The organism is Mycobacterium sp. DL, from assembly GCF_039729195.1.
Taxonomy (GTDB): Bacteria; Actinomycetota; Actinomycetes; order Mycobacteriales; family Mycobacteriaceae; genus Mycobacterium; species Mycobacterium hippocampi_A.
In genome coordinates this window covers 333,297-349,676 of record NZ_CP155796.1, presented here as the reverse complement: position 1 = coordinate 349,676, position 16,380 = coordinate 333,297, and the positions used below count along the sequence as shown (strand labels likewise).

The following is a 16,380-nucleotide window of genomic DNA, read 5'->3' as shown; positions in this document are numbered from 1 at the left end:
TACTGACCACGGACGTTGGTGACGGCGTGGTGAGGTGACAAGACGAAGACCTCCGAGTGAAGTGCGAACTGCCTAGGAACGCACCAACTCACCTCGGAGGTCTTCGTGTCTCACCGTAATGCCCCTTTGTCCGAAACCGGTCGCCTGCGGCTGGCTCGTTGCGTCGTCGATGATGGCTGGTCTTTGCGACGGGCTGCCGAACGTTTCCAGGTGTCGGTATCCACGGCCTCGCGGTGGGCGGGCCGCTATCGCGAGCAGGGTCAGTCGGGGATGGCCGACCGCAGCTCACGACCACACCACAGCCCCAATCGCACACCTACACGCACTGAGCGGCGCATCATTGGCGTGCGCGTCACCCGGCGGTGGGGGCCTGCCCGTATCGGCTACCTGCTCGGGATTCATCCCTCGACGGTGCATCGGGTGTTGAGCCGCTACCGGATCGCCAAGCTGCGCTGGCTCGACCGCGCGACCGGACGCGTCGTTCGCCGAATGGAGTCCGCAGGCTGCGGCGACCTGGTGCACGTCGATGTCAAGAAACTCGGCAAGATCCCCGCCGGCGGCGGCTGGCGCATGGTGGGCCGTACGAAGGGCAACCGCAACGCCAGGGCCGACAAGAGCAGCGGGGTGACCAACAAGTACGGCAACCCGGTCCGCGGCTACCACTTCATCCACACCGCCATCGACGCGCATTCGCGGCTGGCCTACTCCGAATTACTCGCCGACGAGGGCAAGGACACCGCCGCCGACTTCTGGCGGCGTGCCAACGCGTGGTTCACCGACTGCGGCATCACCGTTCGAAAGGTGTTGACCGACAACGGGAACTGTTATCGATCACACGTCTTCCGCGATGCCCTCGGCGATATCGGCCATCGTCGCACTCGGCCCTACCGGCCGCAGACCAACGGCAAGGTGGAGCGCTTCCATCGCACACTGGCCGACGAGTGGGCCTATGCGCGGCTCTACACCAGCGACGCGCAACGCTGCGACGAATACCCGCGCTGGTTGCACACCTACAATCACCACCGCGGCCACACAGCACTCGGCGGTCAAGCACCAGCCAGCCGTGTACCTAACCTCTCAGGTCAGTACAACTAGCGCGCTGTGGCGGGCTCGATCTCAGCGTCGACGGAATCCCCCGCAAGCGGGAGGTGCCCCCAGTCCAGCGGTGTCGGGTCGACGCGTCTCTCCCAACGGCGCAGCGCGTTCCGGCACGGCGACTCCACCAGCGCGTAACTGACCGCTGCGATCGCGAAACCGAACACCACCGTCAGCACCAACACGACCGGCATGTGACCGCTGAACGCGAATTGGCCGATCACCGGGAACACCATTGCCAGTGCAGCCAGGTGCCACACGAACAAGCCGTAGGACCAGCGCCCCAACGTCACCATCGTGGTGCTGCCGAGGAACCGGTGCGACGTGTCGGGCCGGTCCAGCACCAGCGGCGCGAGCAGCGCCCCGGCGACGATCGCGCCCATCGCCGTCTTGACGATGAACTGGTCGACACTGCCCGGCGTGAGCCCTTCCGGACCGGCCAGCGGCGAGGCCGCCACCAGGAAGGCGGCGATCGCGATGGCTGCCATCAGCACGCGACGGCGCGCGAGTCGATGCACCCACCCGGTCGGACTGACCGTCAGCTCGGCGAGCAGCATCCCGGCCGCGAACCACGACAGGAATGCGGGCGGCCAGTTCAGCGGGTTGACCCCGAGTGGCGTTTCGACGGGGAGCAGCTGCGCCCAGCCGAGGCTCAGCACCGCGGCGGCGGTGATGACCCCGATACGCGCCCGCACCGGCACCCACCGCACCAGCAGCGCCAGGAACGGCAGCACGATGTAGAAGGTCATCTCGACCGAGAGGCTCCACATCTGGGTCAGTCCTGCGGTCAGCGTCAGCGGGACGTAGATCTGCGTGAGGGTCAGGTTCGCCAGCCACACCGTGAGGTCCGGCCGGGCATCCGGCAGCAGGGTCAGGATCACCACGACGGCCACCAGGTAGCCGGGCATGATGCGCACGATGCGTGAGCGCAGGTAGTGCCCGGTCGGCGGCCGGGACCTCAGCCCCCGGGCCGCGGCGGCGTGCCCGCGCCACAGCAGAAAACCGGACAGCGCGAAGAATACGGCGACCGCGAGATCGAAACGGCCGAGCAACCGCCCGGAGAACCCGCCGGTGTGCCCGGTCTGAAAGGCGACGTGGGTGACGACGACCCCGATGGCCGCGCAGGCGCGCATGCCCTCGACGGCCGGCAGGAACGCGCGCGTCCCGCCGACGGGCGCGGCGTCCCGCCGACCGACGTGGGCCGTTGCGGTTCCGGTCACGTCGAACAGTCTGCCCGTCCGGTCGGACGACGGGAAAACGGGTAGTACTGCCCTCGCGGACCCATCCGATGCGGGCGGTGTCGCGAACGAGTTGCAGTAAGCGACGGCCTTAGCTTGTGCTGTTAGGGTCGAACAGGTTTTTGCCCCACCGGGCCAGGTAGGGGCTGGTGGCGGTGCGCGAAGGGAGAAACGGTATTGAACCGCGCAGTTGCGCTGCGGATCGCCGCATGCGGAATCATGGGCCTCGGTGCCGCCCTGTTGATAGCCGCGCTGCTGCTGTCCACCTACACCACGAGCAAGATCTCCAAGATCCCGCTGGACATCGACGCCACGCTGATCAGTGACGGCACCGGCGATGCATTTGATCCGGCGTCGCTGCTCGGCGAGCGGTTCATCGTCAACGAGGACGTGCCGTTGGTGATGCAGCAGCAGATCAGCGTGGAGTCACCGGCCAACGCCGACGTGGTGACGCTGCAGGTCGGTAACACGGTGCGGCGCAGCGATCAGCAGCAGGACAACGGTCTGCTGCTGGCGATGGTGGACACCGTCACGCTCGACCGCACGACCGCGCTCGCGGTGTCGAGCGAGAGCAACCCCGGCGGCGCGGTGCAGAGGCCACGCGCGATCGAGGACGAGAACCCGCCGACCAACATCGCGCTGCCGCACGAGGGGCTGACCTACCGCTTCCCGTTCGACACCGAGAAGAAGACCTACCCGTTCTTCGACCCGATCGCCCAGCAGCCGTACGACGCGAACTACTCCGGCGAAGAGGACGTCAACGGGCTGACGACCTTCAAGTTCACCCAGAACGTCGGTTACGACGCCGACGGCGAACTCGTGGAGCCGGTGCGTTACGCGTCGCTGTACGACGACGACGCCGACAGCCAGGCGACGGCTCCGGCCCGTCTGTGGGGCATCGAGGGTGACCCCGAGGAAATGATCACGATGTCGCGCTACTACGCCGCGCAGCGCACGTTCTGGGTCGACCCGGTGTCGGGCACCATCGTCAAGCAGACAGACCGCGCGTACCACTACTACGCACGCGACGCGCTTCGACCCGAGGTCACGTTCGCCGACTACAGCCTGACCACCAACGAGGAGTCGGTCGAATCCCAAGTGGCCGCCGCGCAGGACGAGCGCGACACGGTGGCACTGTGGGGCCGCATCCTGCCCATCACCTTCACCGCACTGGGGCTGATCGCCCTGGTCGGCGGCGCTCTGCTGGGCTCGTTCAGCCTGCGTGCTGAGTCGATGCTGATCGACCCGGGCCTCGACGACACCGGCCAGCGGTTCTTCGGCGGCCGGGGAGACGAAGGCGAACCGGTGCCGGGCGCGGAAGCCAAGACCGAGAAGCTTCCCGCGCAGCGGCCCACCGACCTGCCGCCGGACAAACCGGTCTGATCGTCGGGTCCCCCCCGCCCCTGAGGGCGCGTTTTGTGGCGGCGCCGGCGTACGCGCTGGCGCTGACGCTGGCGGTGACCGCACCGCTGTTCGCACCCGGGTACCTGCTCCTGCGCGACGCGGTGTCCACGCCGCGGTCGTATCTGTCCGACGCCGCACTCGGGCTCTCCCAGGCCGCCCCGAGGGCGCTGCCGCAGGACTACGCCGTGGCGTTGGCGTCCGGTGTGCTCGACGGCGGGGTGGTCGTGAAGGCGTTGCTGATCCTCGGCCTGTGGGCGGCCGGTTGGGGTGCGGCACGATTGGCGGCCACCGTGCTGCCCGACGCCGGTGTCGCCGGCCAGTTCGTCGCCGTCACTGTCGCGATCTGGAATCCCTATGTCGCAGAACGGCTTCTGCAGGGTCACTGGAGCCTGCTGGTGGGCTACGGCTGTCTGCCCTGGGTTGCCGCGACGGTGCTGTCGTTGCGCGCCGGACCTTCGCCGAAACTGTATTCCACGCGGCAGAATGCAGGCGAACCCCGCGCGGAATACCGTTTCGGCGGAATCTGGGCGCTGGTGTTCTGGATCGCGGTCGCCGGGCTGACCCCGACCGGGCTGATGCTCGCCGCCGCGGTCGCGTTGACCTCTGCGCTGGCACCCGGCACCGGTCGCTCCCGACTGTTCTGCGCCGGGTTGGGTCTGGCCGCTGCGACGGCCGCGGCCCTGCCCTGGCTGGTCGCCTCCGCGGTCGCGAGCGGGTGGGCCGACACCGCCGCCGAACCGGGGGTGACGGCGTTCGCGGCGCGGGCCGAACCGGGGCTCGGCACACTCGGCAGCCTGGCAAGCCTCGGCGGGATCTGGAATGCCGACGCGGTACCCGCCTCGCGGACAACACTTTTTGCGCTGGCGTCAGCGGTGGTACTGCTGACCGTCGTCGCTGTGGGGACGGTGGTGCTGGCGCGACGACGCGCGGCCGTCCCGCTGCTCGTCCTGGCGGCGGTCGCGGTGGTGGGCCCCGCACTGATGGCAACCGGTCCGGGGCTGGCCGCGGTCGAGGCGACGATCGAGGCGGTGCCGGGTCTGGGCGTGCTCCGGGACGGCCAGAAGTGGGTGGCGCTGGCCATGCCCGCCTACGCTCTTGCCGGCGCCGCTGCCGTTGTCGCGCTGAAACCGCGCGTGCCCGCGGCGGCCACCGCGGCGGTGTGTTGCGCGGCTCTGTTCGCGACACTGCCCGATCTGGCGTGGGGTGTGGGCGGCCGGGTGACACCGGTGCAGTACCCGCCGGGGTGGCAGGCCGCCGCCGCGGTCATCAATGCCGATCCCCGCCCGGTCGCGGTGTTGCCCGTCGACAGCATGCGTAGCTTTCCCTGGGCCGGCGATGCCCCTGTCCTGGATCCGTTGCCGCGCTGGGTGCGTGCCGATGTGCTCAGCACCGGGGATCTGACGATCGCCGGGCGCACCGTTCCCGGCGAAGGCGACCGGGCCCGCGAGGTCCAACGGCTGTTGCTTTCCGGCGCCGACCGCGAACAGCTCGCCGCAGCGGGGGTGGGCTGGGTGGTGATCGAAGGACGTGGGCCCGAACTGAGGTTGCCGGTGGCCTACCGAGACGCCGACCTGACCGTCTACGACGTGGGTGGGGACAGGGCGGCATCACCGCATCGGGGCCTGCTGCTTGCCGCGCACGCGGTGTGGCTAGGCATGCTTGGGATCGGCCTCGTGGGAATGATGCTGTCCTGGATGCGACGGCGGCCGCGTCAGGACATGCACACAGCCGGCACGACCAGGTAGGCGGGCCACAGGCCGGCGACGATCACGATCGCTGCGATCGCCGCGCCGGCCGGTAGCCGGGTCTGCAGCAATGCTTCGAGCTGCCGAACCTCCTCGAAGTGGAAGAACGCCCACGCCAAGCCGATCGTCACGTACGGAATGGCAAGCCACATCGCGGTTTCGATGACCGCGGCGACGCTGACGCGGGTGCTCAACATGCGACGGGTGGCGACTCGGACGCCGGACACGGCCACCTCCTCAGACCAGTCGCCGTTGCCGACGGGAACGCCTGCGGACGTCGGCCAGCAGCACATGGCTTCCGCCCTGACGGATGAATCCCGGCAGGAACCGGTTGACGAAGGCCACGAACAGGAACAGCCGCTCGAACGAGCGTTGCCGGGCCGGCCCCCACGTCACGCCGAGCGCCTCTCGGAACACCGGCGCCAGGAAGCCGACGGTGAGGAACTTCAGCAACGGCCGAAAAGGCAGCGCCAGAACCGGATTGATCATCCGTAAGTCGATCAGGTCGAGCAGGTAGGTGCGCACGACGTCGTCCAATGCGATGTCTTGGCACGCGATGTCCCAGTAGCGGTCGAACTCCGCACGCGTCGCGGGCCACTGGTCCTCGCGTACCTGCAGAGTGGTGCCCAGCGGCCACGCCGATGTGTAGAACTGTTCGGACTGCTCGGGAGTCATCTCGCCGCGCAGCAGTTGGTAGGTGTCCTCGAGGCCCACGAACAGGCACGCCGCCACCCACATCTGGAGGTCGAGATCGAATGCGTTGTACCGCACCGGACTCTGCGGTCCCGATTTCACCTGACGGTGCACCTCGTCGACCGCGTCGCGGAACGCGGCCCGATCCTCGTCGGATCCGATCACCGCGACGGCGAGGTACTGGAACGTCGTCCGTGCCCGCTTCCACGGGTGCTTCATCAGCGCACCCGAATCGACCTTGCTCTCGACGACGCCGTGACCCACGCCAGGGTTCGACAGTTGCATGACCACGTTGGCTGCACCTGCGGCGAACGACCAGAAATCCATGGCGTCGGCTGCGGTCACCGGTTCGTCGCTCCAGCGCGCGGTGCGCTTGGCGATTCGGATGCGGGTGGCGGTCACGTCGAACAGACGTCGGCGAACAGAAGGGCCGGCCATGCGACGACGGCCGCGAGGAACGACACCACCTTCGCCGGCCCGTCGAGTTGGGAGAGGTGGCCGGTGTGGGTCAGCGACCAGACGACCCCGATCCCGAGATGGGGGACGCTGAGCAACAGTGCAGTGCCCATCCATTCGGCGATGGTCATCTGGTGATCCAGTACCCGCCGCACGGCGCTCAACATGGCCGATATGTTAATCGCCGTACAGCTCTCCCGTAGCGGTTCTCACGGATTCTGCCATTGATGACACCCATGTCCGTGCTCTGTTGTGAACGGTGAATCGCGTGGCCGGAGCAGACACGGCGCTACGGCACCGCACTACTCCCCTCTGCTCCCCCCCTCGAATCATTGACGCTGCGGACCGGACGTCCTACAGTCTGATTTGCAGAAACCTTTTCTCCACAACGGAACATTGAAACATCGACAATCAGAAAGAGGGGATGTCAGGTGCGCATCCGACACCTTGGAATCGTCGTCCAGGATCTCGAGAGGACCGCCGAGTTCTACGAGAACGTGCTCGGCTTCAAACGACTGGGCGATATCCGTACTCCCGGCCACTACCCGGGCAAGGCCATCGACCTGAGCGACGGCGAGGTCAACTACTCACTCCTGCAGCCCAATCCAGAGATCCAGAGGTCCGAATGGACGTATGGAGCCATGGGCCCCAACCACATCGGCGTGACGATCGAGGACACCGCCTCCGTGGTCACCGCGCTGAAGGAACGCGGGATCGAGGTGTACGGCGCAGAGAAGGCCGACCCGCCCCGATTCTTCAAGTTCCGCGATCCAGACGGTGTCGAGGTCGACGTCGCCACGCCGGAGCGTGGCTGGAAGTTCTGATCGACGCGTACCCCCGCCCCCTCGGTACGGGCGGGGGTACGACTGAGCCGTGAAGGTGTTCTCGGGTCGTACGATGCCGCCGTGGTGGCTCCTCGGAACCGTCGCCAGCATCTTCCTGCTCCAGACCGCGGTCACACTGGCCCGCCCGGTGTCGACCTACCGCCTGTTGGCGCTCGACGCCGACGGCACCGCTCTCGGCCTGGCCGCGGCGTGCTTCGCCGTTCCCCCGATGCTGCTCGCGGTCGGGTTCGGCCGGTGGGCCGAGAAGCACCATCCCGCTGTCCTTCTGGGACTGGGACTGGCCGTCGCCGCGGCGGCGGCGTTCGCGCTCGTGGTCGCCGACACCGTTCCCGCCATCGGACTGGCCACCACCGCGCTGGGCGTCGGCCACATGTCGGGCACCATCGGCGCGCAGAGCATCATGGCTCAGGCGCAGAGTTCCCTGACCCGCATCAATCGTTTCGGCATGTTGACCACCATCTCTGCGCTCGGTCAGATCGCCGGCCCCATCGCCGGTGGCGTGATCATCGGACACTCCGAACAACCCGGTCTCGAGGCCACCTCATCGGCCCTGCTCGTCGCCGCATGGGTGTTCGTCGCAGGTGTACCTCCGGCAATTCTGGCCTGGCGCACCAACATCCAGAAGTCCACGATCCGCACCGGGCGTGCCCAGCGGGTGTGGCACCTGCTTCGGCGGCGAGGGATGCCCGCCGCGCTGATGACGAGCTTCTCCGCCAAGAGCGGCATGGACCTGCTGCTGGTGTACGTCCCGTTGCTCGGAGCAGCCGTCGGCCTCAAACCGTCCCAGGTCGGACTGCTGCTGGGCATCAGTTCGACCGGCGCGTTACTCGCGCGTGCCGCCACACCGATGTTCGTCCGGCGGATCTCCACGCTGCGATTGACCGTCAGCGCCACCGCAGTCGCGTCGGCATGCCTGGTGCTCATCGCGGTCAGCGACGATCTGGTGCCGATGATCCCCGCGATGGCAGTGCTCGGCTTCGCGCTCGGTTTGTCCCAGACCACCACGATGGACTGGGTCGTCAATCTCGTCGACGAAACCAGCCGCGGGTCCGCGTTGGGCCTCCGGATGGCGACCAACCGCCTCGGCCAGACCCTGATCCTGGTGGCAGCGGGCGCGATGTCAGGCTGGCTCGGCGTGCAGATGGCCTTCATCATGTTGGCGGTGGTCATGCTCGGCACCGCCGGCTCGGGCCTGATCAGCGCGAGGAAGGACCCCGGCTGACCGCCGGTCAGCCCCGGCGGGGGCCGTCCGGGCTCTTTGCCAAAGTCTCGATCATCAGCTCTCCGATGTGCGAGATGCGTTGGGAATTCAAGCGACTCGAGGGAGCCGCCACGGCGATCGCAGCCGGCCGACCCGCAAAGTCACGGAAGGCCACCGCGACCGATCCGACGTCGTCCTCGGTCTCGCCCGAATTGACCGCGTAGCCGCGTTCCCGCGTCTTGGCCACTTCCTCGAGGAGTTCGGCCTGGGTGGTGATGGACTGATCGGTTCTTGCGGTGAACGGTTCGTCGGACGTCGGATAGACCTCTGCGACCTGCTGGTCGGTCATCAGCGACAGCAGCGCCTTGCCCAGCGACGTGCAGTGCGCGGGCACCAACGTGCCGGTGCGGGCCACCACGCGCAGGGCCCGCTCGGATTCCACCGCGTCGGCATAGCGGACCTGGTTGCCCTCGAGCACACCCAGGTGGACGGTCTCACCGAGTTCGGTGTTCAACTCCTCCATCGCCGGACGGGCCTGCTCGCGGACGTTGAGCGAACCCACCACCGCCAGACCGACTTCAACGAGCGCGGGACCCGCCACATAGGCCCGAGTCACCGGCTCCTGCTGGACAAAACCGTGATGGGCCAGCATCGCGAGCAGTCGGTGCGCGGTGGAGTGCGCGACGCCGAGGTACTTGCACGCGTCGGTGAGTCGCACCCGGGGTTGCTCGCGGAACAGCAGCAGCAACAACAAGGCGTTGTTCACCGACGCGATCGGATACGCCGGACCCGTTTCGCTCTCCGGCCTCACCTTCTGCATAGAAGAAGAGTACCGGCGATTCGACGGGGTACGCGGATGTTCAGGCGCAGCAAGTGATGCTTGACACATCTACCGGCTGAACCTAGATTTCTCACATACAGAAATTCTTTCCCTCCTGAAGACATCAACCAAGAGGTCTGAATGGCTCGAGATACCGAACAACCCACCGGTGCAGCCCCCGCGGGAACGGGTCATCTCCCCGATCCGGAGGGCGATAACCCGACCGATCGAGCGGTGGGTGACACCCCCCTGACCGCCGACCCCGACGACCAGCCCGTGGACAGCGACGACGCGCCGCCCAGCGAGCAGGACCGCCGACTGACCCAGCGGGTCCACATCGGGCTCGGCCTCGTGGTGGCCGCGGCGGCAGCGTGGATGCTCTACCGGAGTTCGACGGAACTTCCGTTCTACGGAGGGAACAACGAGCCGGGTCCCGGCTACCTCCCGGTGCTGCTGACGATCTGCCTCATCGGACTGGGCCTGTTGCTGTCGGCCGTCTGGGCGTTCGGTCCCCGAGCACGTAACGGTGAAGCCCCGACGCTGTCTCTCGGGCGCAACCAGATCGCCCGCGCGCTGCTGGTCTGGCTCGCGCTGGTCATCTGCACCGCGCTGTTGGATCCGTTCGGATTCCTCATCGCCGGAGAGGTGCTCGTGCTGTTCGTGATCGTGGTGGTGGAACGGATGCGCTCCATCCCCTCGATCGTCACGTTGCTCCTCCTGCCCCCGGCGATGTACTTCGTCTTCGAGATCCTGCTCGAAGTCCGACTCCCCGTAGGAACCCTGTGGCAGTGAACGGATCTCAGCACCGGACCGATGGCCTGACGGGCAAGAGAGGACACGACGAGTGGATGCGGTAAACGGTCTGCTGTCCGGATTCCAGACAGCCATCACACCGACCAACCTGTTCTGGTTGCTGGTCGGTTGCCTGCTCGGCACACTGGTCGGCATCCTGCCAGGGCTCGGCCCACCTGCGACGATCTCGATCCTGCTGCCCTTGGCCACCGGTTTCGACCCGGCGACCGGCCTGATCATGATGGCGGGTATCTACTACGGCGCCAAGTACGGCGGCTCGACGACATCGATCCTGATGAACATCCCGGGCGAATCCGCCTCTGTCGTCACGTGTCTCGACGGCTATCAGATGGCCAAGAAGGGGCGGGCCGGGCAGGCGCTGGGCATCGCGGCGATCGCCTCGTTCGTGGCCGGCACCATCGGTGTCATCGGGCTCACCTTCCTCGCGCCGCTCGCCGCCAAGGTGGCGGTCAACTTCGGCCCACCCGAGTACTCGGCGCTGATGCTCTTCGCACTCCTGCTGGTGATCATGCTCGCGGGCGATTCCCTGCTCAAGGGCTTCATCTCGATGTTCATCGGGTTGTTCCTCGCCACCATCGGAACCGACCTCTTCTCCGGCGAGCAGCGGTTCACCGGAGGCGAGATCGAACTGGCAGGCGGCATCGAGTTCATCGCCCTGTCCGTCGGGATCTTCGCCATCGGTGAGGTACTGGTGAACCTCGAGGAGAAGACCCAGAAGCCGCTTTTTGCGGTGCCCAAGAAGTTCCGCGAACTGCTGCCGTCCGGGGCGGACATCAAGCGGTCGACCCCGGCGATGCTGCAGGGCGGCGTCCTCGGCTTCCTCATCGGGGTCCTGCCCGGCGCCGGTTCCACGGTCGCCTCCTTCGTGTCCTACATCGTCGCCAAGCGCACCTCGAAGCATCCCGAGGAGTTCGGCAAGGGCGCCATCGAGGGCGTGGCCGCCCCGGAGGCTGCCAACAACTCCGAGACCGGTGGGGCGATGGTCCCGCTGCTGACGATGGGCATCCCGGGTTCGGGAACCGGCGCGATCCTGCTGGGCGCGTTGGTGCTCTACGGGCTCAACCCGGGACCGCTGCTGTTCTCCGAGCATTCCGACGTGGTCTGGCCGATCATCGCCAGCATGTACCTGGGCAACCTCGCCCTGCTGGTGATGAACCTGCCGATGGTGCCGTTCTTCGCGAAGCTGCTGAACACCCCCTACAAGGTTCTCTACCCGGGGATCCTGCTGATCTCGGTGGTAGGTGTGTTCAGCGTCAACTTCTCGATCTTCGACGTCTGGCTGCTGGTGATCTTCGGACTCCTGGGCTACGTCATGCGCAAGCTCGACATCCCGCCCGCGCCACTGGTTCTCGCGTTCGTTCTCGGACCCATCGCCGAGAACTCGATCCGCCAGTCGCTGCTCCTGTCGGACAACAGTCCGATGATCTACCTGCAGCGGCCCATCTCAGCGGCACTCATCGGACTTGCGGTTGTGCTGCTGCTCCTTCTCACATTCGGCCGCAAGTCCCGCAAGGTGCGCGAACAGATGCTCGAGTCCGAGGTGTGACCACATCCTCTGTCTCCCAGAAGCTCCCGACTCTCAAGGAAGAGAAATGAACCGTACAAAGAAATCCCTCACCGTCCTGATCGCGATCCTCGCCCTACTCGGCGTGTCCGCATGCGGCGGTTCCGGATCCGACTCCGGCTCCGGCTCGGGTGGCGGCGCACCCGGCAACGTGGAGGTGGTGACCCACAACGCCGTCGGCGGCGGCTCCGACGTGTTCACCCGCCAGATCATCAAGGTGATGTACGAGAACGACATCATCGACAGTCAGTGGCCGGTGCGTAACGTCCCCGCCGGCGACGGCATCGGCGCCATGTCCTACCTGATCGAGCGAGCGGGCAACGCGGGCCTGCTCGCTCAGGTCACCCCGACCTGGGTCGCCACCCCGATGACGGTCGCCGACTCCAACGTCAACCTCGACATGCTGACCCCGATCTCCCTGGTGGCCACCGAGCCGCAGGTGATCGTGACGAAAGCCGGCAGCGAATTCACGTCCTTCACCCAGTTCGTCGACGCCGCCAAGGCCGCACCCGACACGTTGGTCCAGACAGGCGGCTCCAGCACCGCCAACGACGCCCTCACCCGGCTGGTGCTGCAGGACTCGCTGGGCGCCACCTGGAAGTTCCTGTCGTTCGAGGACACCGGTTCACGGATCACCGCGTTGCTGCGAGGTGATGCCGACATCATGCTCGGCAGCGCCTCCGACGTCGCCGAACAGGTTCGCGCGAACGAACTCGCAGTGATCGCCGTGGTCGGCAACGAGCGCCTGGAAGCGTTCCCGGAGGTGTCGACCACCGAGGAGCAAGGTATCGACTCGTCACAGGTGCCCGTGCAGTTCCGCGCCATCATGGGCGCCCCCGACATGCCCGAAGACGCCATCCAGGCGTACCAGGAAGACATCTCGGCGATGGTCGAGACCGAAGGCTGGAAGACCCTGGCCAGCAGCGACGGTCTGGTGACCCAGAACCTGCAGGGTCAGGAGCTCACCGACTACCTCAACAACCAGACCGAGATCGTCGGCACCCTGCTCGGCGACCTGGGCCTGAGGAAGGATCAGTGACAGAAGACGGTCCGTCCGCGCTACTGGCCAAGTTCGTCGCGGAACACGATGGCGACGAGATCCCCGAATCGGTACTGCACGCGTCGCGACGCGCCCTCGTGGACCACATCGGGGTGGCCGTCGCCGGATCCACCGACGACGCCGCCCGCCGGTCCCGTAGCGCGCTGGCGGTGAGTGAGAACCACGGCAGTGCAACGGTTGTCGGGACGGGCGTGCGGGCCGCTGCTCCGTACGCCGCGTTCCTGAACGCTTTCGCCTCGCACGTGCTCGACCTCGACGACGTCTACAACCCACCGGGCACCACCGTGCACGGCAGCTGCTCGGTGTGGCCGGCGATCTTCGCCGTGGCCGGCACCCAGCCGACGACGGGTAAGGATGCGCTCGCCACCTTTGCCCTGGGGTTCGAGGTCGAGACCCGGGTCGCCCACGCCGCGGGCCAGACGCACTACGACGCGGGCTGGCACGTCACCGGTACGTCGGGACACGTCGGTGCTGCGGCAGCCGCTGCCCGCACGATGGGCCTCGGCGCTGAGCAGGTCGAGCATGCGATCGCGGCGGGCGCGACGCAGGCGGCCGGTCTTCGGGTGATGGCGGGGAGCGACTTGAAGAGCATGCATCCCGGCAAGGCCGCGATGGACGGTGTTCTGGCAGCCTGCCTCGTCGCGCAGCGGTTGACGGCCAGTGCGAAGGCTCTGGAGGGTGACTTCGGCTACCTCGCGGTGATGAGCTCCGACCCTGCGCCCGAGAAGATCGCCACGGGACTCGGCGAGACGTGGAACATCACGTCGAACGGATACAAGCTCTACCCGAGCGGATCGCTGACCCACCCGATGATCGACGGCGTGATCGCCCTGACGACCGGCGAGGGCATCGCCGCCGCCGACGTCACCGCCATCGAGGTCCGTGTCTCACCGCCCGCCGCTCGGTTCGCGGACCTACCCCGGCCCACGACGCGCATGCAGGCCAAGTTCAGCCTGCGGCACTGTGCGGCGGCGGCCGTAGCGTTCCACCGCGTCGGCACCGAGGAACTCGACGAAGCGGTGTTGACGCGGCCCGACATCGTCGAACTGCGCGACCGTGTGAAGGTCGTCGCCGACCCGGGTCTGGGCAAGCAGGATGCCGATGTCGAGCTTGTGCTCGCGTCCGGGCAGACCCTGACCACCGAGGTGCGGGGAAACCGCGGCACCCCTGCCGCGCCGTTGGCCGACGACGAGCTCAGCGCCAAGTTCCGCGCTCTTGTCGTCCCGGTGCTCGGCGTCGCGCGGTCGGAGGCGCTCCTCGACTGCTGTTGGCGGGTCGATGAATTGCAGGACGTGACAGCACTTCTTGCGTATACGGTGCCGCTCGACGATGCCTGAGAGTGGCGTGGCACTCGTCACCGGCGCAGGCAGTGGCCTCGGTGCCGTCATCGCCGACCGGCTGGCCCGTGCCGGCTGGACCGTCGCGGTGAACACCCGGTCACGCGCGGGTGATGCGGACGAGGTGGTCGACGCCATCCGCGCCACCGGGGGTGCCGCCTTCACGGTGGCAGCGGATATCACCGATCCCGTTGCAGTGCAACAGATGTTCGCCACGATCGCCGAGCACGGCAACGTCCGGGTTCTGGTGAACAACGCGTCGTACCGGCCTCGCGCGGCATTCGCCGACATCACCGAAGAGGACTGGCGCAGGGTCCACGCCGTCACCCTGGACGGAGCGTTCACCTGCATCAGGCATGCCCTGCCGACCCTCGTCCCGGGTGGACACGTCGTCAACATCCTCGGCCGCAACGCACTCGACGGCGACCCTGCGCGGGTGCACGTGTCGGCGGCGAAGTACGGACTGCTCGGGCTCACCCGGGCGCTGGCCGCGTCGCTGCGCAGCGAGGGCGTGACGGTCAATGCGCTCTCCCCGGGGATCGTCTGCGAGGGAGACGATCTGACGCGCTGCCGCGACGAGATCGCCGAACAGATCGTGCGGTTGACCACGGATTCCGGCGAGATCACCGGCGCCCTGGTGCGGGTGGACTGCGACGGTTCCGAGATGTCGACCACGGTCTCGCAGTCCTACTGATCGGGCAGGATCAGATCTGTCAGAACCAACACAGACGGGGTGATCGCAGGTGGACGACGGGCACGGGATCAGCGCGGAATTGGCCACGTTCGCAGCGGAACTGCGCGTCGAGGACCTGCCGCCCGAGGTCGTCCATCAGGCGACCCGCTGCCTGATCGACTGGCTCGGATGCACTCTCGCAGGATCGGCCACCGATGAGGCCGCCCGGGTACGCGCGGGGATCGCCGCACTCGATCCCGGCGACGGGTCACGGACCGCAGCCATCATCGGCACCCGGCAGCGCGCCGGCGCCGGATATGCCGCTCTCGCCAACGGGATCGCCGCACACCTGCTCGACTTCGACGACACCTTCAACCCCGATCGCACGACCATCCACGGCAGCGCCCCGCTGTGGCCGGCGATCGCTGCTGCCACAGAGGTGGTTCCGGTCACCGGCACTGCGGCCATCGCCGCGTTTGTTGCCGGCTTCGAGGTGCAGACGCGGGTTGCGGTCGCGGCCGGGCCCGGTCACTACGATGTCGGCTGGCATGTGACCGGCACCGTGGGCCACATCGGCGCCGCCGTCGCGACGTCGCGCCTGCTGAGCCTGTCTGCCGCTGAGACGCTCGCTGCTCTGGGCACCGGCGCGACCCAGAGCGCAGGCATGAAGGTCGTCTACGGGTCGACCGGCAAGTCCATCCACGCGGGCAAGGCCGCGATGGACGGCCTGCTGTCGGGCTTCCTCGCACGCGACGGCATCACGTCGAGTCCCGAATCCATCGAGGGGCACCGCGGATTCCTGCATCTGTTCTCTCCCGATCCCGCGCCGGGGCGCGCGCTGGAAGGCCTCGGCGAGACGTGGTACCTGCCACGCGACGGCTTCAAGCCCTACGCCTGTGGGTCACTGACGCACCCGCCGGCCCAGGCACTGCTCGAACTGCGCGCCGAGCACGGGTTCACCGCCGACGATGTCGTCTCGGTGGACGCCCACGTGCACGATTACGTGAAGACGACGACGGGGGCGACCGAACCGCGCACCGGACTGCAGGGCAAGTTCAGCATCTATCACGTGCTCGCCGCCGCCCTGGCCGACGGCGCCGCGTCGACTGCCCAGTTCACCGACGAACGGGTCAACGCACCCGAGGTGGTCCGCCTCCGCGGAATCGTCGCCGTCCACGTCGACGAGGAACAGTCCAAGGACTCCGCACGCGTGGTGGTCGCACTGCGCGACGGGCGCTCGCTGGAGCGTCATGTCGCCCACAACCTGGGCACACCGGACAACCCGATGACGGACGGTCAACTCGAGGAGAAGTACCACGGCCTCGCCGCCCCGGTGTTGGGCGAGGCCCGTGCACGTCAGCTGGCCCAAACAGCCTGGCAACTGGGCGAACTCGCCGACATCGTCGATGTCGTGGCCCTGGCGGTCCCCGAGTAGG

General features: G+C 67.5%; 16 protein-coding genes. 11 read left to right on the top strand and 5 right to left on the bottom strand.

All coding sequences use genetic code 11. The features are described from left to right. Positions 1–105: 105 nt before the first annotated feature. Positions 106–1,095, top strand: coding sequence for an IS481 family transposase (locus ABDC78_RS01690; protein WP_178359400.1), 990 nt, complete (start codon positions 106–108; stop codon positions 1,093–1,095). On the opposite strand, the gene ABDC78_RS01685 is transcribed toward ABDC78_RS01690, so the two are convergent. Then, entirely contained in the window at positions 1,092–2,228 is a 1,137-nt protein-coding gene (locus ABDC78_RS01685) for an acyltransferase (RefSeq protein WP_178359406.1), read from the bottom strand. The genes ABDC78_RS01690 and ABDC78_RS01685 overlap by 4 nt on opposite strands. Positions 2,229–2,510: 282 nt before the next feature. Between ABDC78_RS01685 and ABDC78_RS01680 the strand changes: the two genes are divergently transcribed. Beyond that, positions 2,511–3,716: a DUF3068 domain-containing protein gene (locus ABDC78_RS01680; protein ID WP_178359399.1), complete on the top strand. Its 1,206-nt coding sequence runs from the start codon at positions 2,511–2,513 to the stop codon at positions 3,714–3,716. 35 nt (positions 3,717–3,751) lie between these two features. Beyond that, positions 3,752–5,482: a hypothetical protein gene (locus ABDC78_RS01675; RefSeq protein WP_178359398.1), complete on the top strand. Its 1,731-nt coding sequence runs from the start codon at positions 3,752–3,754 to the stop codon at positions 5,480–5,482. Here ABDC78_RS01675 and ABDC78_RS01670 read toward each other — a convergent pair. Genes ABDC78_RS01670 through ABDC78_RS01660 form a run of 3 tightly spaced genes read right to left on the bottom strand, consistent with a single transcriptional unit; the run spans position 5,449 to position 6,798 of the window. Continuing rightward, positions 5,449–5,709 carry a hypothetical protein gene (locus tag ABDC78_RS01670; RefSeq protein WP_347133295.1) on the bottom strand — a complete coding sequence of 87 codons (261 nt, stop codon included), beginning with the start codon at positions 5,707–5,709 and terminating at the stop codon, positions 5,449–5,451. The two genes, ABDC78_RS01675 and ABDC78_RS01670, sit on opposite strands and share 34 nt — an antisense overlap. Before the next feature lie 10 nt (positions 5,710–5,719). Continuing rightward, positions 5,720–6,577: an oxygenase MpaB family protein gene (locus ABDC78_RS01665; RefSeq protein ID WP_347133294.1), complete on the bottom strand. Its 858-nt coding sequence runs from the start codon at positions 6,575–6,577 to the stop codon at positions 5,720–5,722. Then, on the bottom strand, positions 6,574–6,798 hold the full coding sequence (locus ABDC78_RS01660; RefSeq protein ID WP_178359396.1) for a hypothetical protein: 225 nt from the start codon (positions 6,796–6,798) through the stop codon (positions 6,574–6,576). Before ABDC78_RS01660 ends, ABDC78_RS01665 begins: the two co-directional genes overlap by 4 nt. 264 nt (positions 6,799–7,062) lie before the next feature. On the opposite strand from ABDC78_RS01660, the gene ABDC78_RS01655 reads away from it, so the two are divergent. Together ABDC78_RS01655 and ABDC78_RS01650 are read left to right on the top strand one after the other, a co-directional pair. Next, entirely contained in the window at positions 7,063–7,455 is a 393-nt protein-coding gene (locus ABDC78_RS01655; RefSeq protein WP_178359395.1) for a VOC family protein, read from the top strand. Positions 7,456–7,504: 49 nt separating this feature from the next. Further along, positions 7,505–8,698 (top strand): MFS transporter, encoded by a 1,194-nt coding sequence (locus ABDC78_RS01650; RefSeq protein WP_178359394.1) that lies wholly within the window; start codon positions 7,505–7,507, stop codon positions 8,696–8,698. Positions 8,699–8,705: 7 nt separating this feature from the next. Here the strand turns inward: ABDC78_RS01650 and ABDC78_RS01645 are convergent, their stop codons facing one another. Then, positions 8,706–9,497, bottom strand: a complete 792-nt coding sequence (locus tag ABDC78_RS01645; RefSeq protein ID WP_178359393.1) for an IclR family transcriptional regulator — start codon at positions 9,495–9,497, stop codon at positions 8,706–8,708. Between the two features lie 234 nt (positions 9,498–9,731). Between ABDC78_RS01645 and ABDC78_RS01640 the strand changes: the two genes are divergently transcribed. From ABDC78_RS01640 to ABDC78_RS01615, 6 genes are read left to right on the top strand one after another with little or no spacing between them, the layout of a single operon-like run. Next, positions 9,732–10,289, top strand: a complete 558-nt coding sequence (locus ABDC78_RS01640; RefSeq protein WP_178359392.1) for a tripartite tricarboxylate transporter TctB family protein — start codon at positions 9,732–9,734, stop codon at positions 10,287–10,289. A 52-nt stretch (positions 10,290–10,341) separates the two neighbouring features. Continuing rightward, on the top strand, positions 10,342–11,856 hold the full coding sequence (locus tag ABDC78_RS01635; RefSeq protein WP_178359391.1) for a tripartite tricarboxylate transporter permease: 1,515 nt from the start codon (positions 10,342–10,344) through the stop codon (positions 11,854–11,856). Between the two features lie 46 nt (positions 11,857–11,902). Then, positions 11,903–12,913 (top strand): tripartite tricarboxylate transporter substrate-binding protein, encoded by a 1,011-nt coding sequence (locus ABDC78_RS01630; RefSeq protein WP_178359390.1) that lies wholly within the window; start codon positions 11,903–11,905, stop codon positions 12,911–12,913. Beyond that, the gene (locus tag ABDC78_RS01625; protein ID WP_178359389.1) at positions 12,910–14,271 is read left to right on the top strand and encodes an MmgE/PrpD family protein; all 1,362 of its coding nucleotides are present in this window, start codon (positions 12,910–12,912) and stop codon (positions 14,269–14,271) included. The genes ABDC78_RS01630 and ABDC78_RS01625 overlap by 4 nt, the downstream gene beginning before the upstream one ends. Next, the gene (locus tag ABDC78_RS01620) at positions 14,264–14,965 is read left to right on the top strand and encodes an SDR family NAD(P)-dependent oxidoreductase (protein WP_178359388.1); all 702 of its coding nucleotides are present in this window, start codon (positions 14,264–14,266) and stop codon (positions 14,963–14,965) included. The genes ABDC78_RS01625 and ABDC78_RS01620 overlap by 8 nt, the downstream gene beginning before the upstream one ends. Before the next feature lie 49 nt (positions 14,966–15,014). Next, on the top strand, positions 15,015–16,379 hold the full coding sequence (locus ABDC78_RS01615; RefSeq protein WP_178359387.1) for an MmgE/PrpD family protein: 1,365 nt from the start codon (positions 15,015–15,017) through the stop codon (positions 16,377–16,379). Position 16,380: the final 1 nt, after the last annotated feature.